The organism is Aeromonas taiwanensis (assembly GCF_000820165.1).
In the GTDB taxonomy this organism is placed as follows: domain Bacteria; phylum Pseudomonadota; class Gammaproteobacteria; order Enterobacterales; family Aeromonadaceae; genus Aeromonas; species Aeromonas taiwanensis.
Genome location: NZ_CDDD01000042.1, coordinates 37949 through 64433, shown reverse-complemented (window position 1 = coordinate 64433; position 26485 = coordinate 37949). Strand labels below are relative to the sequence as shown.

The following is a 26485-nucleotide window of genomic DNA, read 5'->3' as shown; positions in this document are numbered from 1 at the left end:
CTGGGCGCTTGATGGACAAGCGCCTGTTTTTATAAGCATTATGATTTGTGGCCTGGCCAGGACCGAGCCCGGATGGCGCCATCCAGGCTTGCCAAGCGAGCCTCAACGAGTAAACTTGAGCGCTTTTTCGCCTTGACCATGAGGGCTCCTATGCCATTACGCCGATTAAGGGTGCGTCAATTCTACATCAGGCTGCTGTGCGCCTTGCTGGCTGGCCTGCTGCCCATGGTGCTGGGCGCTGTCATCGTCGTCTGGCAGACCACCACAGGGGTGAGGCAGGATGCGATGGCGCGGCTGGATCACGCCATATTGATGTTCGATCGCACCCTGGACAATGCCAGGCTGGCGGCATCGGCCCTGGGCAGCAGTCTGGACAAGCCCTGCCTGGAGGTGGTCCAGGGGCTGCGGGATCAGGTGGCGACGGTGCCGGATGTGCGCAGCGTCAACCTCGCCAGGGGCGAGACCATCTACTGCACTTCCCTCTATGGCCCGGTGAGCGGGAGCTTCCAGCTGGGGGACTACACGGATGGCATGCTCGATCTGATGAAGGGCAACCCGGTCACGCCGAACCGGCCGCTCATCGTCTACCGGCAGGGGGTGGGGGAGTTCAGCGTGCTGGTGGGCGTCGATGGCTACTACCTGCTCAACATCCTGGACATGCTGAGCCGCACCTCGCCCCTGGGGCTGGTGGTCGGCAAGGAGATGCTGCTGCGGGAGAGCCGGCTCACCGACCGCCTCATCCCCCCGGACAGCCCCGGCTATCTGGAGCTGGCGTCGAGCAAGTATCCGTTCAAGGTGGTGACCACGGTGTCGACCAACGAGTTCGGCACCCACATCTGGGACTACTCCAGGGTCGGCATCATCGCCTACCCCCTGGTGGGTCTGCTGATGGGGCTGGCCACTTTCTGGCTGATGGGGCGGGCCGCCTCGCCGCTGCAGGAGTTCCGGCGGGCTCTGGAGAAGCAGGAGTTCATCCCCTATCTGCAGCCCGTGGTGACGGGGGAGGAGGGGACATGGAGCGGCTGCGAGGTGCTGATGCGCTGGCAGCACCCCCGTCACGGGCTGATCTCGCCGGATCGCTTCATCCCCATGGCGGAGGAGTGCGGCCTCATCGTGCCCATGACCCGCTCCCTGATGAAGCAGGTGCGGGAGGCCTTCTCGCCCCAGGCCCGGACGCTGCCAAAGGGGTTCCACTTCGGCTTCAACATCAGCGCCAGCCACTGCCGTGATCTGAGCCTGGTGGAGGATTGCCGGGACTTCATCAACGCCTTTCGGGACAACCCCGTCAAGCTGGTGCTGGAGCTGACAGAGCGCGAGCTCATCGTGGCGGACGAGACCACGGACCGGCTGTTTGCCGAGCTGCACGCCCTCGGCGTCTTTATCGCCATCGACGACTTCGGCACGGGCCATTCGAGCCTCGCCTATCTGCAGGCCTTCCAGGTCGACTTCCTCAAGATCGATCAGAGCTTCGTCGGCATGATAGGGTCGGACGCCCTCTCCAGTCACATCGTGGAAAACGTCATCGATCTCGCGACCCGGCTCGGGCTGCAACTGGTGGCGGAAGGGGTGGAGAACCAGGTCCAGGCGGACTATCTGCGGGCGCGCCGGGTGACCTTCCAGCAGGGGTACCTCTATGGCAGGCCCATGCCCATGAAGGAGTTCGCCAGCCTGCTGGCGCCGGACAGCCCCTGAGGCCCGGACGGGAGATGAAAAAAAAACCAGCGACGGGGTCGCTGGTTTTTTTATGGCCGGCTCGCTTAGAGCATGCGGGCCAGGGCACGGCAGAGACGCTGAATGCCCTCTTCCGTGGTCGCCTCGTCCACGCAGGAGAAGCTCAGGCGCAGGGTGTTCTGGATCTCGGGGCGCACATAGAAGGGGGCGCCGGGCACGAAGGCCACCTTCTCCTTGATCGCCTCGTCGAACAGGGCCATGGCGCTGACGCTGGACGGCAGGGTCAGCCAGAGGAACATGCCCCCCTCGGGACGGGTGTAGCTGACGCCAGGCGGGCAGTGGCGCGTCAGGGCGGCTTCCATGGCGGCACGCTGGCGGCCATAGACTTCCTTGATCTTCTCCAGGTGAGCGTCGAGGGAGTTGTCGGTCAGGAAGCGGTGCAGCACCTGCTGGCTGAAGGCGTTGCTGTGCAGGTCGGTGGCCTGTTTGGCGATGGTGACCTTCTTGCGCAGCCAGTCCGGCACCACCATCCAGCCCAGGCGGAAGGCGGGCACGACCGTCTTGGAGAAGGACCCGAGCAGTACGGTGTTGTGGGGGGCCAGCTTGGCGATGGGGGGCAGGTGTTCCCCTTCGAAGCGCAGCTCGCCATAGGGGTCGTCTTCCACCATCAGCAGATCGTGGCGCACCAGGCGCTCGGCCAGGGCCTCGCGGTTGGCGCGGCTGTAAGAGACGCCGCTCGGGTTCTGGAAGTTCGGCACCCCGTACAGCAGCCTGGCACTGGTACCCTGCTCCAGCAGCGCATCCAGCGCGGCCAGATCCAGTCCTTCTTCACCCAGGGTGATGGGCTTGAAGTTCGGTTGATAGACGGAGAACGCCTGGATGGCACCGAGGTAGCCCGGCTCTTCGATGATGAGATCCTGCCCCTCGTTCACCAGCACCTTGCCCAGCAGATCCAGGGCCTGCTGGGAGCCGCTGGTGATGAGGATGTTGTCCGGATTGACTTCCATACCGTGGCGGCTCAGGTAGCGATCGGCGATGTACTGGCGCAGCGGGGCAAACCCCTCGGTGGTGGCATATTGCAGCGCTGCGGCTCCCTGCTCGCGCAGCACGTCCTGGCACGCTTGCTCGATGGCCTTGACCGGGAACAGGTGGGGGTTGGGCAGGCCGCCGGCGAAGGAGATGATCTCCGGATTGGCGGCGACTTTGAGGATTTCACGGATAAAGGAAGGCTCGACCTTCTCGAAGCGCTGGGCAAAAAACGGCTGCATAGGGTTCTCTCTGACTAGGTGGCGGTCGCTCCATTCAACCGCCAGGTTATCCGTTTGTATCAGATTTCAGAAATGAGGCAATGGCTGTCACAAAAATCCATAAAAAAGGGCAGGTTTGACACCTGCCCGAATTTTATCGCTTCAACACTGGCCGGGGGCGCAAAAAGCCCTGCCGGAGAACCCTGAGTTCAGAGCCCGGGTTCTTTCAGGAAACGGATCATCAGGTCGGTGTTGGCCCCGAGCTGTTGCTCGATCCGGCCCGGGAAGAGCTCGGCCATCTTGTCGAGACGGTCGTTGCTGGTATGCCAGATCTTGCCCCACTGGGTCTCGCTGTCCCGATCGCAGGCGCTTTTCGTGGTGGCGTCGTAGCAGTCCCACAGCGCCGGGTTGGTGCTCTGGGAGTAGCCGTCGTAGCCGTCCTCCCCGTTGATGGTGAAGTTGGTGGCCTCCACGTAGGCGACGGGCACTCCCAGGCAGGCGAACGGCGCGTGATCGGACCAACTGCCGGTCTCACCCTCCGGGTAGCCGTCGTAGCTGGGGTGAATGGCGAAGGGGGTGGACGTCTGCCGGGAGATGGCCAGCAGGCGGTCGCGTACCTTGGGATCAAAGCTGTAGCGGCTCGGGTCGGCGCAGCTGTACTCGGCCACGTCGGAGTGGGCCGAGTGGACGTAGACGATGTCGCCCCCGGCGATGGTGTCGTAGTTCACCATGGCCAGCAGCTTGGCGACGGCGGCGGTGTCGAGGCTGGCGACATAGGCCTTGGAACCGTTGAGGCCGTTCTCCTCGGCGCCGAAGAAGGCGAAGCGCACCGTGTAGGGCAGGGTCTGGCCCTTGAGCGCCTCGGCGACCGCCAGCAGGGCGGCGACGCCGGCCCCGTTGTCGGTGGCCCCTTCCGAGCCCTTCTTCTCGCCGGTGCTGTCATAGTGGGCACCGATGAGGATCACCTTGTCGCTCTGGCCCTTGAGCTCGGCGACGATGTTCCGGGAGGTCCGGTCGGTGCCGCCCCGGGTGTAGGTGAAGGGCTGGTTCTGCACCTCGTAGCCCCAGCCGGCCAGGTGGTCCTGGATCCAGGCGGCAGCCCGGGTCTCGGCGTCGCTGCCGGTGGGTCTGGCGCCTATGCCTTCGGCGCTCGAGCTCAGCTGCACCAGGTACTCATAGGCCTGGGTCGCGGGTGAGGGGGGCTGGGAGTCGTTGTCTGAGGGGTTGCATCCGGCCAGCAGGGCCGGGATCGCGAAGGCCAACAGGGTTTTCTTCATACTGCAATCCTTTGTTGTGTATGGTTTTATTCTAAGTAGTTAGGATGTGCCTGACGCCCGGCAGATTCTGTGAAGGGGGTGGCATTTGTCAACCTGGCCAGCGGAAGTGGTCAGTTCGAGGGGATTTGTTGCGGGAAACACTTGCACCCCGTGCCTATCTTGGGATAATTCGCTCCCCTGTTTTTGCCGATTGATGCAATAACGAGCGATCCATTTATGTCGCCTCTGATCCAGAGCGATGAAAGAACGAGCAATTTACTATGTCTGTGACCCAAGATGTGTTTAACGAAGATGGCAAGTTCATGCGCAAGATCCGCAGCTTCGTCCGTCGCGAAGGCCGCCTGACCAAGGGGCAGGAGAAGGCCCTGGAAGATCTCTGGCCGGTCATGGGCATCGATTTTGAGCAAAAGCAGCTCGACCTGGTCGCGCTGTTTGGCCGCGAGGCCCCCGTGGTGCTGGAGATCGGTTTCGGCATGGGTGCCTCCCTGGTGGAGATGGCCAAGAACGCCCCCGAGAAGAACTTCATCGGCATCGAGGTGCATTCCCCGGGCGTGGGTGCCTGCCTCGGCACCGCTCAGGAAGCCGGTGTGACCAACCTGCGCGTTCTCTGCCACGATGCGGTGGAAGTGCTGGAGCACATGATCCCGAACGGCTCGCTCGCCTGCCTGCAGCTCTTCTTCCCGGATCCCTGGCACAAGAGCCGTCACCACAAGCGCCGCATCGTCCAGCCGGCCTTTGCCCAGGCCATTCGCCAGAAGCTGGCCATCGGTGGTGTATTCCACATGGCCACCGACTGGGAAAACTACGCCGAGCACATGCTGGAGGTGATGAGCGCCGCCGAGGGGTACGAGAACACCTCCGCCACCGGCAACTGGGTGCCCCGTCCCGAGTGGCGCCCGCTGACCAAATTCGAGCAGCGTGGCCACCGTCTGGGCCACGGTGTCTGGGATCTGATTTTCAAACGAGTCAACTGAGTCAACGTATCAACTAAGGAGCTAGCATGGCCAATCGTAGCCGCCGCCTGCGTAAGAAACTGCGCGTCGACGAATTCCAGGAAATGGGGTTCGACATCGGTTTCAACTTCCCGGTCGGCACCGCCGAAGAGACCATTGATGCCGTGGTCGATGCGCTGATCGACGAGGTGATCGAACCTCGCAAGCTGGCTTTCGCCGGCTCCGGTCACCTGGCCTGGGAAGGCATGATCTGCACCCAGCAACTCGGCAAGTGCACCGAGGAAGACCGTACCGCTGTCAAATCCTGGCTGGAAGGCAAGGGACTGGAGGCCGTGGTGGTCACCGAACTGTTCGATCTCTGGTACGGCGAGCCGGCCTGATATCAGACTGCCCCGGGCAGATAGAAAAATCCCGCCGTCGGCGGGATTTTTGTCGGTGGGCTGTTCTCACCCCGTCTCACGTCATGGAATTGCCAATGGTGTTGTCATCCGAATTACTGGCCAGCATCCTGGAAGAGGTGCGTCCGCTGCTCGGGCAGGGCAAGGTGGCCGATTACATTCCGGCCCTGGCCCAGGTGCCGGCCGACCGCCTCGGGATCGCGGTCTGTACCGTGGAGGGGGAGCTGTTCACCGCAGGTGACGCCTTCGAGCCCTTCTCCATCCAGAGCATCTCCAAGGCCCTGAGTCTGACCCTGGCCCTCACCCTCTATCAGGAGGAGGAGATCTGGGCCCGGGTGGGCAAGGAGCCCTCCGGCCAGCCGTTCAACTCCCTCGTCCAGCTGGAGTTCGAGCACGGCATTCCCCGCAACCCCTTCATCAACGCCGGTGCCCTGGTGGTGAGCGATCTGCTGGAGACCCGGCTCACCGCCCCGCGTCAGCGCACCCTGGAGCTGGCGCGCCGGCTCTCGGGCAACTCGGCCATCATGGCGGATCAGGTGGTCGCCCGCTCCGAGTACCAGCACTCCGCCCGCAACGCCGCCATCGCCTATCTGATGAAGGCCTATGGCAACTTCGAAAACGAGGTGGACAAGGTGCTGCAGAGCTATTTCAATGCCTGTGCCATCCGCATGAGCTGCGTCGACCTGGCCAGGACGTTCATCTATCTGGCCAACCGTGGCGTCCCGCTCAATGAGACGGCGCCGCTGCTGCCGGCCCGCACCACCAAACAGGTCAACGCCCTGCTCGCCACCTGTGGCCTCTATGACGAGGCGGGCGACTTCGCCTATCGGGTCGGCATGCCGGGCAAGTCCGGGGTGGGGGGCGGCATCATGGCGCTGATCCCGGGGGAGCTGTGCGTCTGTGTCTGGTCGCCCGAACTCAACAAGGCGGGCAACTCCCTGGCGGGGACGGCGGCGCTGGAGCTGCTGGCAGAGCGCCTGGGTCGCTCCATCTTCTAATTTTTCACTAGCATCGAGACAACATCATGAAACGAATGACAGGTGTGTGGCGGGCCGCGCTGGCTGCCTTGCTGCTCTGGAGTACCTGGCCTGCCCTGGCCGCGGAACTGCCCCCCCTCTCCCTGGCGGATGCCAAGGCGAAACAGGCGGTGATCCTGGATACCCGTGCCAGCTACTTCTATCAGGGCTGGCCCATGGAAGGGGAGACCCAGGGGGGCCATGTGGCGGGCGCCGAGCAGCTCTCCGCCGAGTGGAAATACAGTGACGAGGAGTGGCCCAAGGCGCTGGCGAGCAAGGGGCTGAAGGCGGAGCTGCCGGTCGCCCTTTACGGCGCCCCGCGGGAAGTGGCCGAGGTGGCCCGCCTGCTGCGCCAGCAGGGCATCAAGCAGCTGTTCGAGCTGCAGGGCTGGAAGGAGGCCCCCCGGGAGCGTCTGGCGCGCTGGCAGCAGCTGGTCCACCCGCTCTGGCTGGCGGACTTGCAGGCGGGCAAGCCGGTCGTCGCCGCGCCCAAGGGGGAGTGGAAGGTCTTTGAAGTGGACTGGGGCTCTCCCAAGGCCTATCTGCTGAGCCACATTCCGGGGGCGGGCTACATCGACACCAACCGTCTGGAAGCGGAGCCGCTGTGGAACAAGGTCTCTGACGAGGCGCTCAAGGCGTTGCTGCTGGAGAACGGCATCCGTCACGATACCACCGTCATCCTCTATGGCCGCAACACCATGGCGGCGGCCCGGGCCGCGCACCTGATGATGTATGCCGGCGTCGAGGACGTGCGCCTGCTGGATGGCGGCCTGGAGGCCTGGTTCGTGCAGCACCTGCGTACCGAGACCGGTCTGGCCAACACCTTCAAACCGGCCAAGGAGTTCGGCGTCGCCATCCCGGCTCACCCCGAGTACTACACCACCCTGAGTCAAGCGAAAGAGTTGCTCAAGCAGCCTGACGGCGCCCTGGTCAGCGTGCGGACCTGGGACGAGTTCATCGGCAACACCTCGGGCTACAGCTACATCAAGCCCAAGGGTGACATTCCTGGTGCCAAGTGGGGTCGTGGTGGCGTGGACGCCAACAGCATGAGCGACTTCCACAATCCGGACGGCACCATGAAGCCGGCCCGGGAGATCCTCGCCATGTGGGATGAGTGGAACATCGAGCCGACCCAGCAGGCTGCCTTCTACTGCGGCACTGGCTGGCGCGCCTCCGAAGCCTTCTTCTACGCCTGGCTGATGGACTGGAAACGGATCAGCGTCTATGACGGCGGTTGGTACGAGTGGAGCTCGGACCCCAAGAATCCCATCGTCACCGGCGAGCGCAAGCCCGCCCACTGACAGGCAGCCACTGTCGCCAAGGCCGGACCCCTGTCCGGCCTTTTTTATTGCCGCATGGGTGCCGGTGGCGGCGGAACACTACACTTTTGGCGCAGGGACTTCAGATCGATGTGAGGAGTGGCTGATGAAACGGATATGGACTGGTCTGTTGATAGCAGGGATGCTGGGGCAGGGGGCCATGGCGGCCGAGCGGGCTCGTTATCTGGTGCAGTTGAAGCCGGGAGCGGAGGCGGCCGTGCTGGCCCAGAGCCAGGGACTGGGGGGCGAGCTGGCATTGCAACTGCCCGAGCAGCATGCGCTGGCGCTCTGGTTGCCGGGTGCGGCTGCCACGGCACTGGCGCGCAATCCCAACGTGCTCTGGGTCGAACCGGATGCCAAGCGCTATGCCAGTGCAGAGAGCCTGCCCTACGGCATTCCCATGGTGCAGGCGCCGCAACTGAGCGATGCCGCCGCCGGCGAGGTGCTGGTGTGCATCATCGACTCGGGTTACAGCGGCGGCCACCCGGACCTGCCCCAGGGAACCCAGGTACAGGGCTACGATGATGCCGGTACCGGCACCTGGAACAGCGACGAGAACGGCCACGGTACCCATGTGGCTGGGACCATCACCGCCGTGGGGGGCAACGAGACAGGCGTGGTCGGGGTGTTGCCGAAGCAGATCGTGCCGCTGCAGATCGTCAAGGTGTTCGGAGCCAACGGCTGGGCCTACTCCTCCAACCTGGTGGGGGCACTCAATGCCTGCAAGAAAGGGATGAGCAGCCGCAGTTTCACCCGCATGGTCATCAACATGAGCCTGGGGGGCAGTGTGCCGAGCAAGACCGAGGAGCAGGCGTTCAACCAGGCCTACGGCCAGAATGTGCTCAGCGTGGCGGCGGCGGGCAATGCGGGCAACACCAGCAAGTCCTATCCCGCCTCCTACAACAGCGTGGTGAGCGTGGCCGCCGTGGATGCCAGCAAGCAGCTGGCCTATTTCTCCCAGCGCAACGATCAGGTGGAGCTGGCCGCTCCGGGCGTCTCCGTGCTCTCCACCGTGCCGTCCGGCTATGCCTATTACAGCGGCACCTCGATGGCGACGCCGCACGTGGTCGGTGTAGCCGCCCTGGTCTGGTCGCAGCGGCTGGAGTGCAGCAACGATCAGCTGCGCCAGACCCTGCGCAGCAGTGCCCAGGACTTGGGTACGCTCGGGCGCGACAACAGCTATGGCTACGGCCTGGTGCAGGCGAAGGCCGCGGCAGACAGGCTGGCGCTGGGTTGTGGCCCGGGGACGGGGGGCACAGGCAGCAGCAAGCCGGGTGGGCGCAAGTAGTTGATCCTTGACGTTATATTCCACCATCACAGCAACCGGGTGTATCTGGCTGGGCTAGACTTCAGTCAGGGCCCTCGTGGTGAGGGTGAACAGGGAGGCGAAACAGGCGATGAAACCACTGATGACGTTCCTGGTGTGTGTCCTGGCGCTGGCGGGATGCAGCTCCCAATACATCATGAGTACCCGGGACGGGAAGATGATTACCACCGACAGCAAGCCCAGGCTGGATGACAGCACAGGCATGTATCGTTACTACGATGAAGAAGGGCGGGAGATGCATATCAACAAGGACGACATCACCCAGATCATCGAGCGCTGAGCCGGTCCGTCTGCCAGATAGAGTCATGGGGGGCATCTCGCAGGAGATGCCCCTTTCCATTGCCTGGCGTGTGAATGACGAAGAATGCCCTCCCTAGCTGCTGTTCAGGCTGCCCTCATCCCCCTTCCGACCGGCATCCGCGCTAGAGATCGATCTCCTCCACCTGGCGGTTGACCTGGCCGGCGAACAGGCGATGGAAGCGGGAGTCCGGATTGGCCAGCAGGCTGACCGGCGAGCCCTGCTCAACCACGGTGCCTGCCTCCATCACCACCACCTTGTCCACCGAGAGCAGCGGCTCCAGATGGTGGGCGATCACCAGATAGCTGGCCTCGGGCCGGTAGCGATAGAGCAGCTCCGCCATCTTGCGCATGCCGCCGTGGTCGAGATCCGAGGTCGCCTCGTCCAGCACGATGAGCGGGCGGCGCGACAGCAGGATGCGGGCGATCACCAGCAACTGGGTCTCGCCGGCGGAGAGCTGCAGCTTGTCGAGCTCCTCGTCCAGCCGGCCGGCGCAGCGCTCGGCCAGCCCCACCCGGGCCAGGGCCTGCTCCAGTGCCGCGTCGTCATGCTCGGTCAGGGGGGCTAGGTTGGCCCGCAGGGTACCGAAGAAGGTGAGGGGGATCTGGGAGACGGTGTCGTAGAGATCCCGTACCGCCTCCGGCGCAAGTGCCGAGAGCGGCTGCTCGCCGTAGAAGATCTCCCCCTGGGTGGCGGGATACATGGCCTGCAGCACCCCGAGCAGGGAGCTCTTGCCCGCCCCGGTGCGGCCGCACACCCCCACCTTCTCGCCGGGGGCCAGCTCGAAGTTGACCCTGTGCAGGGCCCACTGGCTGGCCTGGGGATAGCGCAGTCCCAGGTTGTCGAAGCGCACCCTGGGATGCGGGGTGGCCAGCGGCTCCCCCTCCTGGCGTTCGCTCTCTATCTCGCTGTATTCGCGCACCCGCTCCACCGCGTTCATCACCTGTTCCACCTCGGCGAAGGTGCGGATGAGGGAGGTGAGCATGGCGGAGGCGGTGAAGGCGTAGGTGATGGCCACGGCCCCCAGCAGCGGGCTGTTGCCAAAGGCCACCATCAGCGCCACGACCCCCACCAGGGAGGCGGAGAGCAGAGTCTGGTGCATGCCGAGCCAGCGGTTGATGGAGGTGGTGGTGTACCAGCTGCGCAGGTTGTTGTCGTAGTGGTGCAGCACCTGATCCAGGGCGAAGCGCTCTGCCCCGGCCAGGCGCAGGGCGGGGGCACCGCGGATGGTCTCGCTGATGCTGATGTAGAGCGGGGAGCGCAGCACCGAGGACTGGCGCCGCAGCTTGAGCTGCACCGCCCGGTAGCGGCGCTGCAGCACATAGAGTGCCCAGCCCACCAGGGGGGCGATGAGCAGCAGCAGGGGAATGTTGATGCCGATGACCACCACCTGCAGCGCCACCGACACCAGCATGCCGAACAGCCCCATCAGCATGGAGAGCAGGATCTCCTGGGCCTCCCCCAGATCCCGGTCGAAGCGGTTGAGGATGCGTCCCTGGGGCACCTTGTCGAAGAAGGCCATGGGAGCGCGGCTGATGCGCCCCAGCATGCCGTCGAACAGGGTCCAGGCCAGCTTGAGGCCGAGCTTGTAGTTGATGACCCGCACCACCATGATGCAGGCGAGCGATCCCGCCCCCAGCAGCACATAGATGCCGAGCAGGGTCGCGACCTCGCTCACCTCGGCCTTGCCGCCGAGCCAGAGGTCCGAGGCGATGCGCAGCCCCTCCTGGCCCAGGGTGAGCAGCAGGGCGATCAGGATGGCGCCGGGGGCGGCCAGGCGCTGCCACATGAAGCCGAACAGGCCCCAGTCCACCTTGCCTTCCACCACCTTCTCCTCGCTGAACTGCTCCGCCTCCTGAGGCGGTATCGGGGGGGCGGGCTGCGGGTGTGCGGCGAGATCCGCCAGCTGGCGGGCATCGAGCTCCACCAGTCGCCCCTGCTCGATGCGGATCACCCGATCGCAATGGGCCAGCACATCCGGGTCGTGGCTCACCAGCAGCCGGGTCGGCCCCGGTCTGAAGGCGAGCCCCTGCGCCAGCACCTGGGCCGCGACCACGGGATCGAGCGCGGACAAGGGGTTATCCAGCAGCAGGATGTCTGCACGGGCGTAGAGGGCGCGGGCCAGGGCGACCCGCTGTTGCTGGCCGCCGGAGAGGCGGGTGCCGAGTTCACCCACCAGGGTCTGATCCCCGTGGTCGAGCAGCTCGAGGTCGGCGGTGAGGGCACAGGCCCCCAGCACCCACTGATAGTGCTCCTCGTGCCAGGGCTGGCCGAACAGGATGTTGTTGCGGATGGTGTCGTTCATCAGCCAGGGCTTGTGACCCAGATGAGCGACCCGGCCGTGGCGACGGATCTCCCCTTCGAAGCCGTTGTCGAAACCGGCGACCAGATGCAGCAGGCAGCTCTTGCCCGCCCCGGTGGGGCCAGTGATCCCCACCAGCTCCCCCGGCTCGATGGCGAGGCTGGCCTCCTGCAGCACCGGTTTTTGCTGGTGCAGGGCGGTGACGTTTGTCAGGTGCAGGCTGCCGGTCGGCAGCCTGGGGTCGTTGAGTTCCCTGTGCTGCTCCGGGCTGTTGAGGAAGTCGCACAGCCGGTTGAAGCCGGTGTTGAAGTTGATCAGGGTACGGATGAGGTAGGGCAGCCGCATCATGGGAATGCGCAGCACCGCGAACAGGGCGATGGTGGTGAACACCTGGGGCAGGGTCAGGTTCTGACCCGAGGCCAGATAGGTGGTGAAGGTGGCGAGCGTCACCAGCAGCGGGGTGCTCAGCATCAGGCTCTCGTTGATGGCATCGAGCCTGAGCACCCGGCCCAGCACCCCCAGCTCCTGCTGGCGCTTGGCGTTGGCCGCCCGGGTGAAGAAGGGGCCGAGCCCGTTCTGGCGCACCAGCCTCAGCTTCTTGATGTACTCCGCCAGGATGCCGTTGCGCTCGTCCTGCTGGCGCTTGAGCTGCTGCTCCTGCTGGTTCATGCGGCGCACCACCCGGGTGGAGACGAGCAGCAACAAGGTCAGCACCGCAAAGCCCACCAGGCCGGCGCTGCCCACCTGCCATACCAGCAGTGCTATGGTGCCGGCCAGCTGCAATGCCATGGTGAGCGGCATGGCGGGGTCCGCCAGGATCCAGGTAATGTCCCATACGTCCCGGTTGATGAGGTTCTGCACCCGGCCGCCGGCCCGATCGTCGAAGCTCTTGCCCCCCTGTTTCATCACCTTGGCGAGCAGGGATTCGGCCAGCAGGCGGCGGATGGGAACGTGCATCTTGAGCGCCAGCTGGAGGGAGTGCTCCGCCAGCATGCCGGCGGCGAGCACGGAGGCAAACAGGGCGAAGGCCAGCAGCAGCTTGTGGCCTGTGCCGGCACCGCTGCCGAGCTGGGTCATGCTGTGGTTGAGCAGCCAGGGGCTGGCCAGGGTCGCCAGCATACCGAGCAGTTGCAGCAGGGTGAGCAGGCCGATGCGGCCGCGATAGTGGCGCCAGATGAACGCCATGATGGGCCAGGGGCGCACCGGCTGGCGGGCGGTGAGCGCGAGGAAGGCATCGGCGCGGTCGTCACGCCTGTCTTCCGGCAGCAGGGGATAGAGATCGTCGAGGCTGACCTGGGGCTGGATCAGCCCCTTGCGCAGCAGCGGGCCCGTCCAGTGATAGAAGAGGCGACTCAGCCAGCCGGCCGAGATTTCCGGATGATCCAATGGGTGTCCTTATTATTTTGTGTTGCTTCCATGGGCGGGGCGGCTCATGGGCCGCCCTCGATTTGTTGGGTGCGGGGCCGTGCCCGCGCGGGATCAGCGATCCCGGTTCAAACGGATGAGCCTGTCCAGGATCTGCTCGCCATCGACCCGCAGGCCGTTGTGCTCGTGCTCGTTGGTGATCCAGGCGCGGCTGTTGCCCAGGCCCTTCAGGGTCTCGCGGCTGTAGTCGAACTCCACGTACATGTCCTCGGCATAGACGGCGCAGGCCACCGGCACCCGGTTGCGAGCCAGCTGCACCGGGTCGTAGAGGGGTCCCCAGTCCGCTTTCTTGGCCAGCAGATGGGCGGCCTCCTTCAGGGGGATGAGCTCGCGGAACTGCTCGAACATCCAGGGGAAGATCATCTCGCCGGTGAAGGCGAAGTCCTTGCCCGGAGCCCAGGCCAGGGCAGGGAACTCGCCCCTGACCCGCTCGGCCGCCCAGTTGCTGGCGGCCCCTTCGCAATAGATGAGCTCGTGCAGGATGGCGAACACCGGGTTGGTGTTGAACGGCTGCATGGCCTGCACCTGATAGAGGAAGGCGGGGTTGAGGCGCTCGCCGATGAAGGCGTCTTCCAGCAGGTAATAGAGCGCCTCGAAGGCACCGGTGGCGCCGAGATCCAGCCCCTGCTGCTGCAGTTGCTCCACCGTCAGGCGCTGGCCGTTGGGCAGGCGCATGTCGTGGTGGTGCAGGTGGTTCGCAAGCCGGTTGGCCAGCGCCTGGGCATGGGGGAAGCGCTCGAAGAAGGCGCGGTTCTTGTCCGCCACCCGCTGGTAGGTGGCGCGATAGACCTCGTCCGCCGTGCGGCCGATGGGAGCGACGCCGCCGGTGAGGTAGACCTCGTGCAGACTCCTGGGGAACAGGGAGAGGTAGGTGAGGCTGCAAAAGCCGCCGAAGCTCTGGCCGAGCAGGCTCCAGGGGCGATCCGGGCTCAGCACCTCGCGGATGTATTCGGCATCCCGCACTATGCTGTCGGCGCGAAAATGGGCGAGGTAGTCCGCCTGCTCACTGGGGGTCATCCCTGCCAGAGCGTCGGCGTTGATGGGGCTGGAGTGACCCGTGCCCCGCTGATCGAGCAGCAGCACCCTAAACTCCTGCAGGGCCCGCTTGATCCAGCCGCCGTTTGCGGTGGGACGCGGGGCGCCGAAGCCCGGCCCCCCTTGCAGATAGAGCAGCCAGGGCAGGTCATCGTCCAGCTTGTCCTTGCGACAGAGGGTGCGGCCAAACAGGGTAAGGGTCTCCTCGTCCTCCGGTCGCTGGTGGTCGAGGGGTACGGTGAAGAAGTGTGGCTCGCAATGGATGCCATCCAGCACATAGTGCAAGGGGCTGCTCATCTGGGGTCTCCCTGGGGTCGGCGGAAATCGTCGGCCTCATCATAGCCCTGGTACACAGGCGGGTCACGCCAGTTTTCCTGATTGTTAACAAGCTGATGTGTGACTGTGATGGCGGGAGAGGCGGGCAGGATTATTGTGCCGGGGTCATTGACGGCGTTCACTCCCCGGACAAAGATGAGCGGCCTGCCGAGCGGGCAGGGGTATATGCCCCGAGGGGCACGAAACAGGATGGAGCGGGCTCGATGAAGCCTAGATGGACAAGGTTCAGGAAGAAAAGGAAACAGACGGATCCGGAGGGGGTGTTGCAGGCGGGGTTGCTGGTTTTCAGCGCCACCTGCGGGGCCACCCTGCTGCTGGCGGCCTGCAACGGCGGTTAGCACATTGGCGTAAAAGCCCGCTCAGGATGAGCGGGCTTTTTTCATGCCAGGTGCCTGTCAGTATAGTGAGGACTAGCCTGGAGCCCTTTGCTGGCGCGGGTTTGCGGTATGCCGAGCGCTGCTGCTATGGTCAAATTACGACGAGATCAACAGAGGGAGGCGATCATGAACAGTCGTGAAAAAGTCCTGGCTCATTTGGCCACAGATCACCGGGTTGCAGGATTGACCGCTGGCGAGGCACTGGCCGGCATTAGCCACTCGATGAGTTCGCACCTGCTGCAACAGGATCAGCACTTCTTCCGCCGCCATGCGGATGACCCTTGCCACGAGGTGGCCCGTGCCTGCTCGGCCGGTCACGTGTGGCACGGCGACGAAAACCATTATTAGCCTGACATGGGGAATGACGAATGCAGAAAGGCCCGCTCGATGAGCGGGCCTTTCGAATTTGGCTCCTCCGACTGGACTCGAACCAGTGACATACGGATTAACAGTCCGCCGTTCTACCGACTGAACTACGGAGGAAGAGTCTTGGTGCCCAGAGACGGAATCGAACCGCCGACACGGGGATTTTCAATCCCCTGCTCTACCGACTGAGCTATCTGGGCAACGGCGCGCATTAAACCCTTTCTGGACTGGGGTGTCAACCTTGAAGCCCCAGTTTCTGGCATGTTTTTGCATAGGGTGAACCAAGTGGCGAGATAATATCCAGAACTGCGAGAGATCTGCGCCATCAATTCATCTAACTGAAAAATCAGGGGGATTCATCGGGCGGGTGATGACCCCAGCCGGTTCTGCATCCACGCGAGTGCGGCATCGACGTCATCGAAGACCGCAACCTCTACACCAGCATCGGCATAGCACTTCCGATAATGGGGCGCCATGATCCTCGAGCCTTCTATCTCGGGGGAGATGACCAACGCCGTTGCCGAGGGCATTTTCATCGACGTGGAGAGCGAGCGCAGATACCCGGTGAGGGAGGAGAGTACTTCGAGGCTCGCCATGGCGCTTTGCTTGAAGACGACCACATCCCCCCACTTTCCCTGTTTGACCAGGGTGTCTATCAGTGGGCTCTCCACAGAGACTGCAGAACCTATCAGCTCCAGATTAAATGGACCTATGGCTTCACATACCAGGATGTTATCCAGAACCACATACTCCACCAGGCCATGGGGACGGAAGCGTTTAGGCTGATGGTCATCGGTCGTGACCCTCTTGCTGGTGGTCATTGGAATCCTTATTGCAGCGGATTTGCAGGGAGAAACAGGCTAGCACGTCGGCCATGTTGATGAATTGATCTGAAGAGGGGGATAGGTCGATACGGGGATGTGTCTGGCGGGAGGGGCGAGTGTCGAGGGAGGGCTCATCCGGTGTCGTGGTGCTGCCGGCATGAAAAAGGGGGCCCCAGGCCCCCTTGTCAGAAGTGTCGTGCTCAGTGGCGGCTGACGATGATCCGCCCGGTGCTCAGGTCACGGGCCTGACCGGTGACGCTGATCTTGAGCCCGTACTCGGGCAGCAGGCGACCGGCATCCGGGATCTCCTGGCTCTGGTAGCTGCGGGAATCCTTGAACACCCGGTTCGGGGTGATCCAGAAGTCGCGCAGCAGGGAGCCGCTCGGGTGCTTGAGGTTGAGCGGCTGCTGGAAGCCCAGGCTGAAGGTGGCGTCGTGGATCTGGTAGCGGGTACTGGCCACGGCGCCGTCGCTCCACTTGAGGGTACGCTGATCCCCGTCCACCACCCCGAGGAAGCCCTCACCCGGGTGGACACCCACCCAGTTGTTGGCCTGGCTGCTGTCCACGTACCAGAGCAGCATGCCCGGCTCGTAGCGCATCAGCTGGTCGGCCACGTTGATGTGGGCCAGCCCCTTGTCCACTCCCGCATGGTTGCGCCACTCGGCCAGGTAGTAGTGATCCTTGGCCTCGTTGCCGTCGCTCTTCACGAAGCCGGCGAGGGTGAAGGGGGAGTTGCCTTCGGCCCCGTCGCTCAGCAGGGTGTCGCCATCGGCGAGGATCTGCAGCTCGTCCACAAACAGCCCGTTCTCGGCCACGCCGCCGTCGCTCAGGTATTGCAGGGTCAGGGTGACCTGCTGACCGGCCCAGGGGGTGAGGTCGAACTCGGCATCGGTCCAGCCGTTGGAGTTGCCGGTGATGCCGACCCCGAAACCGATCCCGTTGGGATCGTCGCTGGTGGTCAGGTTGCCCGCGATGGGCTCGCCGTTGACCAGCACCCTGGCGTAGTCGTACCCCTCTTCAATCTGGTACCAGGCCTTGAAGCTCAGGCTAGCGCTCTGTTTGCCGCCCAGATCCAGTGTGAGGCTCATGCGGTTGTCGAGGTTGTTGCCCTTGCCGCCGTGGTACTCGTACTGGCCGGCGTAGGGCGGGTTGAGGGGGACCTGCTTGGCCGGCAGGTTGATGCGCACCACGTCGTCGTTGCGCCCCTTGTCGTTGGCCTGATCCAGCATGTAGACGTTGCCGCGCGGGCCGAGATCGTCGACGTGGACATTGCTGCCGTGCAGCCAGTTGCCACTGAGGGAGGCCTGCAGGTACTCCTTGGCCCAGGGGGAGAAACCGGTTGGCTCGGTGCCGCCGATGACCCCGGCCCAGGAGCCGGAGGACATGATGGACCAGGTCGCCACCGGCTCCCCCTTGCCGGTGTACTTGGTGTCGTACTCGTCCGGCAGCCCGAGATCGTGACCATATTCGTGGGCACAGACCCCGGCTGCCGCATCGATGGGCTGGATGGTGTAGTCGTAGGCGGCAAACTGGCCGCCGAAGTTCTGGCTCGGGCTGCTGGTGCCCGGGATGGGGTAGGGGGCCCCCAGGTTCCAGCGATGGGCCCAGATGGCGTCTTCGCCGAGATCGCCGCCCCCGGCCTCCTCGCCGACGCTGGAGTGGAAGATCATCAGGTGGTCGATGAGGCCGTCCGGCTCGTTCCGGTTGCCGTTGCCGTTGAGATCGTAGCGATCCTCCTGGTCAAACTGGGCGAGATTGATGGAGGGGTCGCCCGCCACCTGGATCAGCGCCTCCTTCACCAGATCCCGGATGGTGTCAGGGGTGGCGTTGGCACCGTAGTAGGCGGCGTTCTTGCTGGCGGTATACCAGCCCGCCACCTGGCCGCGCACGCTGTAGCTCTGGCCGGACTGCTGCTCGTAGAACTGGCGCATGGAGGTGAACCGCTCGCCGTTCGGGCCGGCATAGCCCTTGGACGAGAACAGCAGATCGTTGTAGTGCGCCGGGGTGTAGTCCGGGTAGTACATCTTGGTGAGCTCGGGGCGCACGCTGTTCTTCGGGTAGTCGGGGAAGTCCACCAGGATGGCGAGGATCTTGTCCTTGCGCATCTGGCCCTGGTAGTGCTCCCGCTCGATGGACTTGAGCAGCAGGGTAGGCACCCGATCGCCGGGACGGGCGGTGCCGTTCAGGCGGATCTTCTTGAGGATGGTCTCCCGTACCTTGCCCTCTTTCACCGCCAGAGTGCCGCTGCTGCCCTGATAGGCCCGCGACTTCTCGCGATAGAAGCGAGCCAGGGCGGCCTGCTCCTGCTCGGGGGAGGCCAGGGTCGGGATGCGGCCGCTCTTCTTGAGCATCTCCAGCACCTTCACCTCGTCGGCCAGGGGGGCATCGAACGGACCGTGGACCGGGGCGGCCATGGCCTGGTTTCCAATCATAAGGGTTGAGCCGACAAGCAGGCTCATTATTGTTTTATTAGGCATTATCAATGTGCTCCTTCACATGATCAAAAAGGAGCCTGGCGGGCTCCTTTTCCGTGCGGGCGGTGTTTCACCCGCGTCCCTTGATACCTCCGGACGGCCGCCTTGTCATCCTGGCGGGAGAGGCGGAAAACACTGGGTGAGGCGGTGAATTTGGCGCAGTGATGGCGCAGGAGGACGTCGTGACAACCATATCCATTGGGAACTTGATTTCGGCTGGGGCTTTACACTTTTTTAACGTTTTGGGCGGGCACCACCATTTGGGAGGGAAGGGCGCGGGCAGTTATCTTGCCCCATAGATTGAGCCTGCTGCGCTGTGCGGGTATGCTTTGCCGCAATCATGCCCCGGAAACCGGAATGACGTCGCCACGGCGCGTCCGCCGGCAGGGGCTGACCTTCATCCAACACCGTCTGGGGTTTATATGAATACCAATCTGCAAGAGTGGCGCGAAGAGACCACCGCCATCGTCAACGAGTTGCTGGCCGATGGCAGCAATCCGGATCTGGATTACGAGATTGAGCACCACTTTGCCTGCCAGAAGTTCGAGCTGCTGGAGAAGGCGGCGGTCGATCTGTTCAAGGCTGGCTTCGAGGTGACCGACGCCGAGGAGATGGAACTGGACGACGGCGCCACCATCTTCTGCTTCGACGCCATGGTGGAGTGCAAGCTGGATATCGAGACCATAGTCGCCGACATCGAGAAGATGCTGCCTATCCTGGAAAAATACGGCGTGGATTACGACGGCTGGGGCACCTACTTCCAGGAGTAAACCGCCCGGCGGATGGAAAGCAGGGCGAGGGGCCCGGATCTTGCGTCCGCCCCGGTGCATAGTGCCACTCCTTGCAAAACGAACAAGGCCACCTCAGGGTGGCCTTGTTCGTTGCCGGCGTGTCAGTCCGTCGGCAACTGATAGTTGCGGGCGAACTCGGCCGGGGGCAGGGGACGGCTGAACAGGTAGCCCTGCAGGTGATCACAACCCTCCTTCACCAGCCAGGCCTGCTGCTCTGCCGTTTCCACCCCTTCGGCGGTGATCTTGATGCCGAGCTCGTGCCCAAGCCCGATGACGGAGCGCACGATGGCGGTGGTGGCCTGGTTCGTGGCCAGCCCCTGGGTGAAGCTGCGGTCCAGCTTCAGGGTCGCCACCTGGAGTCTGGGCAGGTAGGCGAGGGAGCAGTAGCCGGTGCCGAAGTCGTCGATGGCGAGCTGGAAGCCCGCTTCGATCAGGCAGGCGAGGTTGCTCTCTATCTCGTCGGCGTTCTCCATCAGTACCCCCTCGGTGATCTCCAGCTCCAGTTGCCAGGGGGCGAGCCCGTGGCGCTCGATGCAGTCGAAGATCTGCGGGCAGAGCTCGGGATCGCGGAACTGCAGCGGCGAGAGGTTGACGGAGAGCACCAGATCCGGCGCCGCCACCTGCCAGCGGGCCAGTTGGGCACAGCCCAGTTCCAGCATCAGCTGGCCGAGCTGGCCGATGAGCCCGAGCTCTTCCGCCAGCGGGATGAACTCGTCGGGGGAGATCATGCCGAATTCCGGATGGGGCCAGCGACAGAGCAGTTCGGCCCCGTGCAGCCGATTGCTGTGGGTGCAGATGATGGGCTGGTAGACGGCGGTCAGCTCGGCCGCCTTGATGGCAAGCGGCAGCTGGGCCGCGATGAGCTGGCGGCGCTTGAGCTTGGCGTCGAGTTCCGGATCGAACAGGGTGCAGTGATGCTGCTGGCGCTTGCCCTGGGCAAGGGCGGCCTCGGCGTGGCTCAGCAGCCGCTCGGCATCCTTGGCCTTGCCATGGGCGATGCCGAGGAACACCGGGATCTGGATCCTGTGCTCCTCCACCTGATACGGAACCATCAGCTCCTCTTGCAGGTTGCGGCTCCACTCGTCCAGAGAGAGGGGGAGCTCGGGCAGCAGCAGGGCGAAGTCATCGGCGGCCACCCGGCAGAGCAGGGACTGGGGCGGCGCCAGGCGTTGCAGACGGCGGGCGACCTGGCTGAGCAGGCGGTCGGCGACCCGGATGCCGAAGCGATCGTTGATCTCGCGAAAATGCTGCAGATCGACCAGCAGCAGGCTGGCCTTGCGGGCACCGAGGTGGCGGCTGGTCTGGAGGAAGTGGGAGAGCTTGAGCAGACCGGTCAGGCTGTCGTAGTGCTGCTCCTGCTGCAACTGGGCCTGGGTGGTGCGCAGTCCGGTGATGTCGCGGCTCAGGGTGAGAATGCCAAGGGAGTTGCCCTCGTCGTCCGGCACTTCGACCCGGGTGATCTCCAGATGGCGTCCCTTGCCTTGGGCGTCCACCACGCAGTACTCCCCCTGTCCCAGGGTCTGCTCGACAGGCAGCCGGGGCGGCACGCGCCGCCCGAGGGCCTCGCCGGCCATGAGCCCCATGAAATCGAGGAAGGCCTGATTGCAGTCGATGAGTACGCCCTGGTGATCCTCGAGGCGAATCAGATCCGGGATGGCATCCAGCAGGCGGCGTTGCAGCAGCTGCTGCTGGCGGTAGGTCTGCTCCAGCTCCTTGCGCTGATCGATGGCACTGATCATGGCGAAGAGGGCAATGGGGTTGCCGTGCTCGTCATAGAGCGGGACCTTGTGGATCTCCATCCAGTTGGCGCCGGCGCCGTTGTGGCAATGGAGCTGCTGATTCAGCAGGGGCCTGCCTTCGGCAAGCAGGCGGTCATCTTCCTCGCGGAATACATCCCCCCAGGGCATCTCGGCATCGCGCTTGCCGATGACGTCGTCCGGGTGCTGCAAACCGGCTTCCCTGGCGAATGCCATGTTGGCAAACAGGTAGCGTCCGCTGGTATCCCGGCAGAAGATAGTCATGGGTAGCTGGTCGATGATCTGCTGCAGCAGCGCCAGGTTCAGGAAAGAATTCACGTGAGCACTCACGGGTGAGATTTCGAGCAAATCTATGATAACAGGCCAGTTTTGTAAAGCTTGGGTTAAGAGTCAGTCATTTGTAGCGATCCCTGCTGACAGTCTGTGTCGCGATCGCCATAATAGCCGCCGGTTGGCCTATGGCCTTATGGACGAGAGAAGCAGCATGAAGAAGATAATGGGGGGCGCCCTGGCCCTGTTGATGGTAGGTTGTGCAAGCGACAACAATGGTGGCGAGCAGTACCGCTATACCCCTCCGGTTGCCAAGGCAACCAACAACACCCAGGAGATGGCGATCCCGGTGGATCTGGTATGGGCCCGCGCCGAGAAGTGGTTTGGCGATCATGGTCTGAACATCGAGAACAGTCAGCGCGGTTCCGGCCTGATGACTGCCAACGTCGAGAACTCCGCCGAGGGGCTGGAGTGGCTGGATTGCGGCACCATGGGTTCCAAGGTCGCACTGGGCAACCCCAACCTGCAGATCAACCTGATCATCACCCAGAGCGGCAACAACAGCGTGGCGACCGTCAACGTCAAGGGCAACACCCAGCTCTACTTCGTCGAGTCTTCCGGCGAGCGGGTGCTGGCCCCCTCCATCACTCCGGTGTGCGTCTCCCGCGGCAGCCTGGAGCAGAGCCTGTTCGCCACGCTAGGCAACTGATCTCTGTCAGGCACCATGAAAAAACCCCGTTGCAGGCAACGGGGTTTTTTGTTTCCGGGCACAGGGTCAGGGGGTTAGGTCGCCGTGAAACAGCGCCCGCTCGCCGGATTTGAGCACATAGCCCTTCCAGGGATAGAGCTGATAGGCCCCACCTTGCCAGGACCAGCCACCCTCTTCCCCCTGACGGGTCAGGCGGATCTGCTCGCCGCCTGGCAGGGTCAGCTCGGCCTCGCTCTGATCGCCACTGAACAGCACGAAGGCGCTGCCGGTCTGCCCGGCGTCGAGCGGTGCCAACCGCACCGCCTGCTCGAACAGCCGTACGCACTGGCCGGTCAGGGCAGACCACTGATAGCCCGCGCTGCCGATGCAGCCGTGCTTGTCGCGGTCTGCACCCACGGTGGGGGTCTGCGCTGTGGTGCAGGCCGCCAGCAGCAGGGAGGCGGCCATCAGGGTCAGGGTGCGCATGCTTACTCCTTGGGATCCCGCTCGATGACGATGTTGGAGAAGCCCAGCTCCTTGAAGTAGTTCTCCCGGTAATCCTTCACGCTCTTCTTGTCGCGGCGGCACACCTGGGCCAGCTGCTCTTCCATGGCGTGGAAGCGGGAGAGGTCTATCCCCTCGGCGGCGGCAACGGCGTCATAGATGCTGTTGAACTTGTCGTTGGCGTAGCCAATCTCCCGGGCCTGCTTCTTGTAGGTGTAGGTAATCTTGAACGCCATGGCGTCACTCCTTCTCTTTGGCCTGCTTGCGCTGAACGTACAGATAGAGACTCTCGACCTTTTCCCGTGCCCAGGGCGTTTTTCGTAAGAATTTCAGGCTGGACTTGATGCTGGGATCCTGGGTGAAGCAGCGGATAGCGATCTCCTGCCCCAGCTTTTCCCAGCCGTAGTGGGCCACCAGGGCGGTGACGATCGCCTCCAGGGTCAGCCCGTGCAGCGGGTTGTTCTTCTGGGAAGCGGGTTGATCGCTCATGCCTGCTCCGCCAGCTTGGCAAAGGGCTGACCCATGCGGGTGGTGACGCCATTGGCCAGGTGGGGTTCGAAGCCCGCCAGCATGCCCGGGCCAAACAGGCAGACGACTGTGCTGCCGAGCTTGAACAGCCCCATCTCGGCGCCTTTTTGCAGGGTGATGGCTTCGTCGCCGGTGTAGTCCCAGCGCACCACTTCCTTCTGCTTTGTCGGCGCGATATTGCCGGCCCAGATGGTTTCGATGCTGGCGACGATGGTCGCACCGACCAGCACAAGCGCCATGGGGCCATGGGGGGTGCGGAAGGTGGCGACCACGCGCTCGTTGCGGGCAAACAGGTTCGGCACGTTCTCGGCGGTGAGCGGGTTGACGGAGAAGAGATCCCCCGGCACGAACACCATGCTCTCCAGCACGCCGTCCAGCGGCATGTGGATGCGGTGGTAATCCTTGGGCGCCAGGTAGATGGTGGCGAAGTCCCCATCCTTGAACGGTGCCACCAGATCCTCATAGCCACCGAGCAGCTCGCGGGCGCTGTAGTCGTGGCCCTTGGCCTGGATGATGCGGCCCTGATGGATGGGGCCGAGCTGGCTGACGGTGCCATCCACCGGCAGGGCCAGGGTCATGGCGTCCTCGACCACTGGGCGGATGCCGGGCTTGAGCTCGCGGGTGAAGAAGGCGTTGAAGCTCTTGTAGTGGGCCGGACTCTCGTGCTGGGCCTCGCTCATGTCGACCTGGTACTGCTTGATAAAGGCCTCGATCACCCTGGTGGTGAGGCTGCCGGCTTCGGCGGCGGCGAGCTTGCCGATCAGGCGGGAGAGGGCGTGTTTGGGCAGACAGTATTGACCGGCAATCTTCAGGTTGTCAGTAATGCTCATGTTCGTCATCGATTTGGTTGAATAAGGGTCACAGCCGCGCCTGTTGGCGGCCGTGGCGGGCTTCCTGCATGGTTTCCAGGATGCGGTGATAGTTGTGGAAGCGATCGGCGCTGATGGCGCCACCGTCGACGGCGGCCCGCAGGGCGCAGCCGGGATCGTCCTTGTGGGTGCAGTCGCGGAACTTGCAGCCACCCAGGTAGTCTCGGAACTCGACGAAGCACCAGGTGATGCGGTCGGTTTCCAGGTGCCAGAGGGCGAACTCGCGGATCCCGGGGGAGTCGATGAGATCGCCGCCGCTCGGGAAGTGGTAGAGCCGCGCCGTGGTGGTGGTGTGCTGGCCGAGCCCCGAGTTTTCGGAGATCTCGCCGGTGAGCACGTCCAGCCCCGGCATCAGGGCGTTGGTGAGGGACGACTTGCCCACCCCGGACTGGCCGACGAAGATGCTGATCTTGTCGGTCAGGGCAGCCTTGAGTTCATCCAGCCCTTCGCCGCTCTCGCAGCTCACCAGCAGCACCTCGTAACCGAGCTTGCGGTAGGTCTCGAGCTGGCCTTCGACGCGCACGCGGGCGGCATCGTCCAGCATGTCGACCTTGTTCAGCACGATAAGGGGGCGTATCTCCACGTCTTCAGCCGCCACCAGATAGCGGTCGACGATGTTGGTGGAGAACTCCGGCATCACCGCCGAGACGATGATGATCTGGTCGATGTTGGCGGCGATGGGTTTGACCCCGTCGTAGAAGTCCGGCCGGGTCAGTACCGAGTGGCGCGGGTGCACCGCCTCGATGACGCCGGCAGTCGCGGCATTGAGGCCGGGGCGCCACACCACCTTGTCGCCGCACACCAGACTGCTGATGCTGCTGCGCCGCAGGTTGCTGCGGTGGATGGTGCCGTCGCTCGCTTCCACGTCTGCATGCTGGCCGAAGCGGCTGATCACCACCCCCTCGATGGCGGGCCCGAACAGGGTGTCATCCACCACAGTGGTGTGCTCTTTTTGCAGTCGCCGCTCGCGGTTGGCCTGGACGCGCCTTTGTTGACCCAGATTGAGTTTTGCTTTCTTTGCCACGGGGTTTGCCAGTTTATGAACAGATCCAAAGCCAGTATGATACATGCAAATTGGCAAAATTCCGCCATTCCTCCCAATAGAGAGAGCAATCATGACAGTCAGCGCGCAGAACCTGGTATGGATCGACATGGAGATGACGGGTCTGGACCCCGAAGAGAATGTGGTACTGGAGATCGCCACCATCGTCACCGACAAGGACCTGAACGTGCTGGCCGAAGGGCCGGTCATCGCCATTCACCAGAGCGATGAAGAGCTGGCCAAGATGGACGAGTGGAACGTCAACACCCACACCAAGAGCGGCCTAGTGGCCCGGGTGAAGGCGAGCCAGCACGACGAGGCGGCAGCTGTCGCCGAGACCCTCGACTTCATTCGCCAGTGGGTACCGGAGCGCACCAGCCCGCTGTGTGGCAACAGCATCGGCCAGGATCGCCGTTTCATGGTCAAGCACATGGGCGAGCTGGAGGCCTTCTTCCACTATCGCAACGTGGACGTCAGCACCATCAAGGAGCTGGTGCGCCGCTGGCAGCCCGAGCTGCTGGATCAGTTCAAGAAGAGCGGCTCCCACCAGGCGCTGGACGATATCCGCGAATCCATCGCCGAACTGCAGTTCTACCGTGCTCAGGTGTTCAAAATCTGAGTGATAGGCAAGGGTTTGTCATCATCCGGTTGCTAAAATCGGCAGTTCGACCAGCTTTTGAGCGAACGGCTGCAACCAGACAAAAAAGCCCTTGCAATTGGAATGTCTGCTCTTATAATTCGGCTCCCGTACAGTAGCGCAAGCAACCAAATGCTGTACGGCCTGTTTTAAGGTTTTGCGGGAATAGCTCAGTTGGTAGAGCACGACCTTGCCAAGGTCGGGGTCGCGAGTTCGAGTCTCGTTTCCCGCTCCAAAATCTGATGATGACACTGGTGCAAACCAGCCCGATGCGGGAATAGCTCAGTTGGTAGAGCACGACCTTGCCAAGGTCGGGGTCGCGAGTTCGAGTCTCGTTTCCCGCTCCAATCATCAGCACAGCCTCAAGACAATCTAATGTTGCGGGAATAGCTCAGTTGGTAGAGCACGACCTTGCCAAGGTCGGGGTCGCGAGTTCGAGTCTCGTTTCCCGCTCCAAAAAAATTTGTGAGTGATATTCCGATGCGGGAATAGCTCAGTTGGTAGAGCACGACCTTGCCAAGGTCGGGGTCGCGAGTTCGAGTCTCGTTTCCCGCTCCAATCACTTGCAGATGACATCCTGTTGCGGGAATAGCTCAGTTGGTAGAGCACGACCTTGCCAAGGTCGGGGTCGCGAGTTCGAGTCTCGTTTCCCGCTCCAATCTCTCTTCAAATTCAATATCTCTCCCCCAAGTTCACGAACCCAGTTTATCAATACAATCATTGCCACATTCAGTTGGTAGAGCATGATCCGCGC

The 26485-nt window shown here is 63.5% G+C and carries 24 protein-coding genes and 7 tRNA genes; 17 read left to right on the top strand and 14 right to left on the bottom strand.

The window, feature by feature from the left end:
- Positions 1-150 precede the first annotated feature (150 nt).
- The gene (locus BN1136_RS07390; protein WP_043762439.1) at positions 151-1692 is read left to right on the top strand and encodes an EAL domain-containing protein; all 1542 of its coding nucleotides are present in this window, start codon (positions 151-153) and stop codon (positions 1690-1692) included.
- 65 nt (positions 1693-1757) lie between these two features.
- Here the strand turns inward: BN1136_RS07390 and BN1136_RS07385 are convergent, their stop codons facing one another.
- Positions 1758-2939, bottom strand: a complete 1182-nt coding sequence (locus BN1136_RS07385; protein ID WP_043762438.1) for an aminotransferase-like domain-containing protein — start codon at positions 2937-2939, stop codon at positions 1758-1760.
- 188 nt (positions 2940-3127) lie between these two features.
- Positions 3128-4195 (bottom strand): M28 family metallopeptidase, encoded by a 1068-nt coding sequence (locus BN1136_RS07380; RefSeq protein ID WP_043762437.1) that lies wholly within the window; start codon positions 4193-4195, stop codon positions 3128-3130.
- A gap of 260 nt (positions 4196-4455) precedes the next feature.
- Between BN1136_RS07380 and trmB the strand changes: the two genes are divergently transcribed.
- The 6 genes from trmB to BN1136_RS07350 all read left to right on the top strand — a co-directional run bounded on the left by trmB (position 4456) and on the right by BN1136_RS07350 (position 9488).
- Entirely contained in the window at positions 4456-5169 is a 714-nt protein-coding gene (gene trmB, locus BN1136_RS07375; RefSeq protein WP_043762435.1) for a tRNA (guanosine(46)-N7)-methyltransferase TrmB, read from the top strand.
- 26 nt (positions 5170-5195) lie between these two features.
- On the top strand, positions 5196-5528 hold the full coding sequence (locus BN1136_RS07370; protein WP_043762434.1) for a YggL family protein: 333 nt from the start codon (positions 5196-5198) through the stop codon (positions 5526-5528).
- Between the two features lie 95 nt (positions 5529-5623).
- Positions 5624-6544, top strand: coding sequence for a glutaminase B (gene glsB / locus BN1136_RS07365; RefSeq protein ID WP_043762432.1), 921 nt, complete (start codon positions 5624-5626; stop codon positions 6542-6544).
- A 35-nt stretch (positions 6545-6579) separates the two neighbouring features.
- Complete coding sequence (locus BN1136_RS07360) at positions 6580-7863, top strand: rhodanese-like domain-containing protein (RefSeq protein WP_407921447.1); 1284 nt, start codon at positions 6580-6582, stop codon at positions 7861-7863.
- Positions 7864-7987: 124 nt separating this feature from the next.
- On the top strand, positions 7988-9169 hold the full coding sequence (locus BN1136_RS07355) for a S8 family peptidase (protein WP_043762429.1): 1182 nt from the start codon (positions 7988-7990) through the stop codon (positions 9167-9169).
- A gap of 109 nt (positions 9170-9278) precedes the next feature.
- The gene (locus BN1136_RS07350; RefSeq protein WP_043762427.1) at positions 9279-9488 is read left to right on the top strand and encodes a YgdI/YgdR family lipoprotein; all 210 of its coding nucleotides are present in this window, start codon (positions 9279-9281) and stop codon (positions 9486-9488) included.
- A gap of 142 nt (positions 9489-9630) precedes the next feature.
- On the opposite strand, the gene BN1136_RS07345 is transcribed toward BN1136_RS07350, so the two are convergent.
- Positions 9631-13194 carry an ATP-binding cassette domain-containing protein gene (locus tag BN1136_RS07345; protein ID WP_043762426.1) on the bottom strand — a complete coding sequence of 1188 codons (3564 nt, stop codon included), beginning with the start codon at positions 13192-13194 and terminating at the stop codon, positions 9631-9633.
- A 93-nt stretch (positions 13195-13287) separates the two neighbouring features.
- Complete coding sequence (locus BN1136_RS07340) at positions 13288-14565, bottom strand: alpha/beta hydrolase (protein ID WP_043762425.1); 1278 nt, start codon at positions 14563-14565, stop codon at positions 13288-13290.
- A gap of 242 nt (positions 14566-14807) precedes the next feature.
- Here BN1136_RS07340 and BN1136_RS20585 point away from each other — a divergent pair, with 242 nt between their 5' ends.
- Both BN1136_RS20585 and BN1136_RS19765 read left to right on the top strand, forming a co-directional pair.
- On the top strand, positions 14808-14942 hold the full coding sequence (locus tag BN1136_RS20585; RefSeq protein ID WP_081843827.1) for a hypothetical protein: 135 nt from the start codon (positions 14808-14810) through the stop codon (positions 14940-14942).
- Positions 14943-15107: 165 nt separating this feature from the next.
- Complete coding sequence (locus BN1136_RS19765; RefSeq protein WP_081843829.1) at positions 15108-15329, top strand: hypothetical protein; 222 nt, start codon at positions 15108-15110, stop codon at positions 15327-15329.
- Between the two features lie 59 nt (positions 15330-15388).
- On the opposite strand, the gene BN1136_RS07330 is transcribed toward BN1136_RS19765, so the two are convergent.
- The 4 genes from BN1136_RS07330 to BN1136_RS07315 form a co-directional block, all read right to left on the bottom strand.
- Positions 15389-15464 (bottom strand) — tRNA-Asn (locus BN1136_RS07330).
- Positions 15465-15471: 7 nt separating this feature from the next.
- Positions 15472-15547, bottom strand: a tRNA-Phe gene (locus tag BN1136_RS07325).
- Positions 15548-15703: 156 nt separating this feature from the next.
- On the bottom strand, positions 15704-16168 hold the full coding sequence (locus tag BN1136_RS07320) for a hypothetical protein (protein WP_043762423.1): 465 nt from the start codon (positions 16166-16168) through the stop codon (positions 15704-15706).
- Positions 16169-16371: 203 nt separating this feature from the next.
- Complete coding sequence (locus BN1136_RS07315) at positions 16372-18585, bottom strand: immune inhibitor A domain-containing protein (RefSeq protein ID WP_231557845.1); 2214 nt, start codon at positions 18583-18585, stop codon at positions 16372-16374.
- Positions 18586-19067: 482 nt separating this feature from the next.
- On the opposite strand from BN1136_RS07315, the gene rraB reads away from it, so the two are divergent.
- Positions 19068-19415 (top strand): ribonuclease E inhibitor RraB, encoded by a 348-nt coding sequence (rraB, locus tag BN1136_RS07310; protein ID WP_197068428.1) that lies wholly within the window; start codon positions 19068-19070, stop codon positions 19413-19415.
- 122 nt (positions 19416-19537) lie between these two features.
- On the opposite strand, the gene BN1136_RS07305 is transcribed toward rraB, so the two are convergent.
- The gene (locus tag BN1136_RS07305) at positions 19538-21511 is read right to left on the bottom strand and encodes a putative bifunctional diguanylate cyclase/phosphodiesterase (RefSeq protein ID WP_043808279.1); all 1974 of its coding nucleotides are present in this window, start codon (positions 21509-21511) and stop codon (positions 19538-19540) included.
- Positions 21512-21677: 166 nt separating this feature from the next.
- Between BN1136_RS07305 and BN1136_RS07300 the strand changes: the two genes are divergently transcribed.
- Positions 21678-22172 (top strand): hypothetical protein, encoded by a 495-nt coding sequence (locus BN1136_RS07300; RefSeq protein WP_025325936.1) that lies wholly within the window; start codon positions 21678-21680, stop codon positions 22170-22172.
- 66 nt (positions 22173-22238) lie between these two features.
- On the opposite strand, the gene BN1136_RS07295 is transcribed toward BN1136_RS07300, so the two are convergent.
- From BN1136_RS07295 to rsgA, 5 genes are read right to left on the bottom strand one after another with little or no spacing between them, the layout of a single operon-like run.
- Positions 22239-22637, bottom strand: coding sequence for an SH3 domain-containing protein (locus BN1136_RS07295; RefSeq protein ID WP_043762416.1), 399 nt, complete (start codon positions 22635-22637; stop codon positions 22239-22241).
- A 2-nt stretch (positions 22638-22639) separates the two neighbouring features.
- The gene (locus tag BN1136_RS07290) at positions 22640-22891 is read right to left on the bottom strand and encodes a DUF2960 domain-containing protein (RefSeq protein ID WP_043762415.1); all 252 of its coding nucleotides are present in this window, start codon (positions 22889-22891) and stop codon (positions 22640-22642) included.
- 4 nt (positions 22892-22895) lie between these two features.
- Positions 22896-23144: a VF530 family protein gene (locus tag BN1136_RS07285; protein WP_043762414.1), complete on the bottom strand. Its 249-nt coding sequence runs from the start codon at positions 23142-23144 to the stop codon at positions 22896-22898.
- The gene (gene asd, locus BN1136_RS07280) at positions 23141-24013 is read right to left on the bottom strand and encodes an archaetidylserine decarboxylase (protein ID WP_043762413.1); all 873 of its coding nucleotides are present in this window, start codon (positions 24011-24013) and stop codon (positions 23141-23143) included. The genes BN1136_RS07285 and asd overlap by 4 nt, the downstream gene beginning before the upstream one ends.
- 28 nt (positions 24014-24041) lie before the next feature.
- Complete coding sequence (rsgA, locus tag BN1136_RS07275) at positions 24042-25076, bottom strand: small ribosomal subunit biogenesis GTPase RsgA (RefSeq protein ID WP_043762412.1); 1035 nt, start codon at positions 25074-25076, stop codon at positions 24042-24044.
- A gap of 91 nt (positions 25077-25167) precedes the next feature.
- On the opposite strand from rsgA, the gene orn reads away from it, so the two are divergent.
- From orn to BN1136_RS07245, 6 genes are all read left to right on the top strand, one after another.
- The gene (gene orn, locus BN1136_RS07270) at positions 25168-25713 is read left to right on the top strand and encodes an oligoribonuclease (RefSeq protein WP_043762411.1); all 546 of its coding nucleotides are present in this window, start codon (positions 25168-25170) and stop codon (positions 25711-25713) included.
- A 177-nt stretch (positions 25714-25890) separates the two neighbouring features.
- Positions 25891-25966, top strand: a tRNA-Gly gene (locus tag BN1136_RS07265).
- Positions 25967-26002: 36 nt separating this feature from the next.
- Positions 26003-26078 (top strand) — tRNA-Gly (locus BN1136_RS07260).
- A 33-nt stretch (positions 26079-26111) separates the two neighbouring features.
- Positions 26112-26187 (top strand) — tRNA-Gly (locus BN1136_RS07255).
- A 26-nt stretch (positions 26188-26213) separates the two neighbouring features.
- A tRNA-Gly gene (locus BN1136_RS07250) sits at positions 26214-26289 on the top strand.
- 24 nt (positions 26290-26313) lie between these two features.
- Positions 26314-26389: transfer RNA gene (locus BN1136_RS07245), tRNA-Gly, on the top strand.
- The last annotated feature ends 96 nt before the right edge of the window (positions 26390-26485 follow it).

Excerpts from the sequence above, each read along its gene's own strand:
- BN1136_RS07390 (WP_043762439.1), top strand. The coding sequence starts at position 151 with ATGCCATTACGCCGATTAAGGGTGCGTCAATTCTACATCAGGCTGCTG.
- BN1136_RS07385 (WP_043762438.1), bottom strand. The coding sequence starts at position 2,939 with ATGCAGCCGTTTTTTGCCCAGCGCTTCGAGAAGGTCGAGCCTTCCTTT.
- BN1136_RS07380 (WP_043762437.1), bottom strand. The coding sequence starts at position 4,195 with ATGAAGAAAACCCTGTTGGCCTTCGCGATCCCGGCCCTGCTGGCCGGA.
- trmB (WP_043762435.1), top strand. The coding sequence starts at position 4,456 with ATGTCTGTGACCCAAGATGTGTTTAACGAAGATGGCAAGTTCATGCGC.
- BN1136_RS07370 (WP_043762434.1), top strand. The coding sequence starts at position 5,196 with ATGGCCAATCGTAGCCGCCGCCTGCGTAAGAAACTGCGCGTCGACGAA.
- glsB (WP_043762432.1), top strand. The coding sequence starts at position 5,624 with ATGGTGTTGTCATCCGAATTACTGGCCAGCATCCTGGAAGAGGTGCGT.
- BN1136_RS07360 (WP_407921447.1), top strand. The coding sequence starts at position 6,580 with ATGACAGGTGTGTGGCGGGCCGCGCTGGCTGCCTTGCTGCTCTGGAGT.
- BN1136_RS07355 (WP_043762429.1), top strand. The coding sequence starts at position 7,988 with ATGAAACGGATATGGACTGGTCTGTTGATAGCAGGGATGCTGGGGCAG.
- BN1136_RS07350 (WP_043762427.1), top strand. The coding sequence starts at position 9,279 with ATGAAACCACTGATGACGTTCCTGGTGTGTGTCCTGGCGCTGGCGGGA.
- BN1136_RS07340 (WP_043762425.1), bottom strand. The coding sequence starts at position 14,565 with ATGAGCAGCCCCTTGCACTATGTGCTGGATGGCATCCATTGCGAGCCA.
- BN1136_RS20585 (WP_081843827.1), top strand. The coding sequence starts at position 14,808 with ATGAAGCCTAGATGGACAAGGTTCAGGAAGAAAAGGAAACAGACGGAT.
- BN1136_RS19765 (WP_081843829.1), top strand. The coding sequence starts at position 15,108 with ATGAACAGTCGTGAAAAAGTCCTGGCTCATTTGGCCACAGATCACCGG.
- BN1136_RS07320 (WP_043762423.1), bottom strand. The coding sequence starts at position 16,168 with ATGACCACCAGCAAGAGGGTCACGACCGATGACCATCAGCCTAAACGC.
- BN1136_RS07315 (WP_231557845.1), bottom strand. The coding sequence starts at position 18,585 with ATGGCCGCCCCGGTCCACGGTCCGTTCGATGCCCCCCTGGCCGACGAG.
- rraB (WP_197068428.1), top strand. The coding sequence starts at position 19,068 with ATGAATACCAATCTGCAAGAGTGGCGCGAAGAGACCACCGCCATCGTC.
- BN1136_RS07300 (WP_025325936.1), top strand. The coding sequence starts at position 21,678 with ATGAAGAAGATAATGGGGGGCGCCCTGGCCCTGTTGATGGTAGGTTGT.
- BN1136_RS07295 (WP_043762416.1), bottom strand. The coding sequence starts at position 22,637 with ATGCGCACCCTGACCCTGATGGCCGCCTCCCTGCTGCTGGCGGCCTGC.
- BN1136_RS07290 (WP_043762415.1), bottom strand. The coding sequence starts at position 22,891 with ATGGCGTTCAAGATTACCTACACCTACAAGAAGCAGGCCCGGGAGATT.
- BN1136_RS07285 (WP_043762414.1), bottom strand. The coding sequence starts at position 23,144 with ATGAGCGATCAACCCGCTTCCCAGAAGAACAACCCGCTGCACGGGCTG.
- asd (WP_043762413.1), bottom strand. The coding sequence starts at position 24,013 with ATGAGCATTACTGACAACCTGAAGATTGCCGGTCAATACTGTCTGCCC.
- orn (WP_043762411.1), top strand. The coding sequence starts at position 25,168 with ATGACAGTCAGCGCGCAGAACCTGGTATGGATCGACATGGAGATGACG.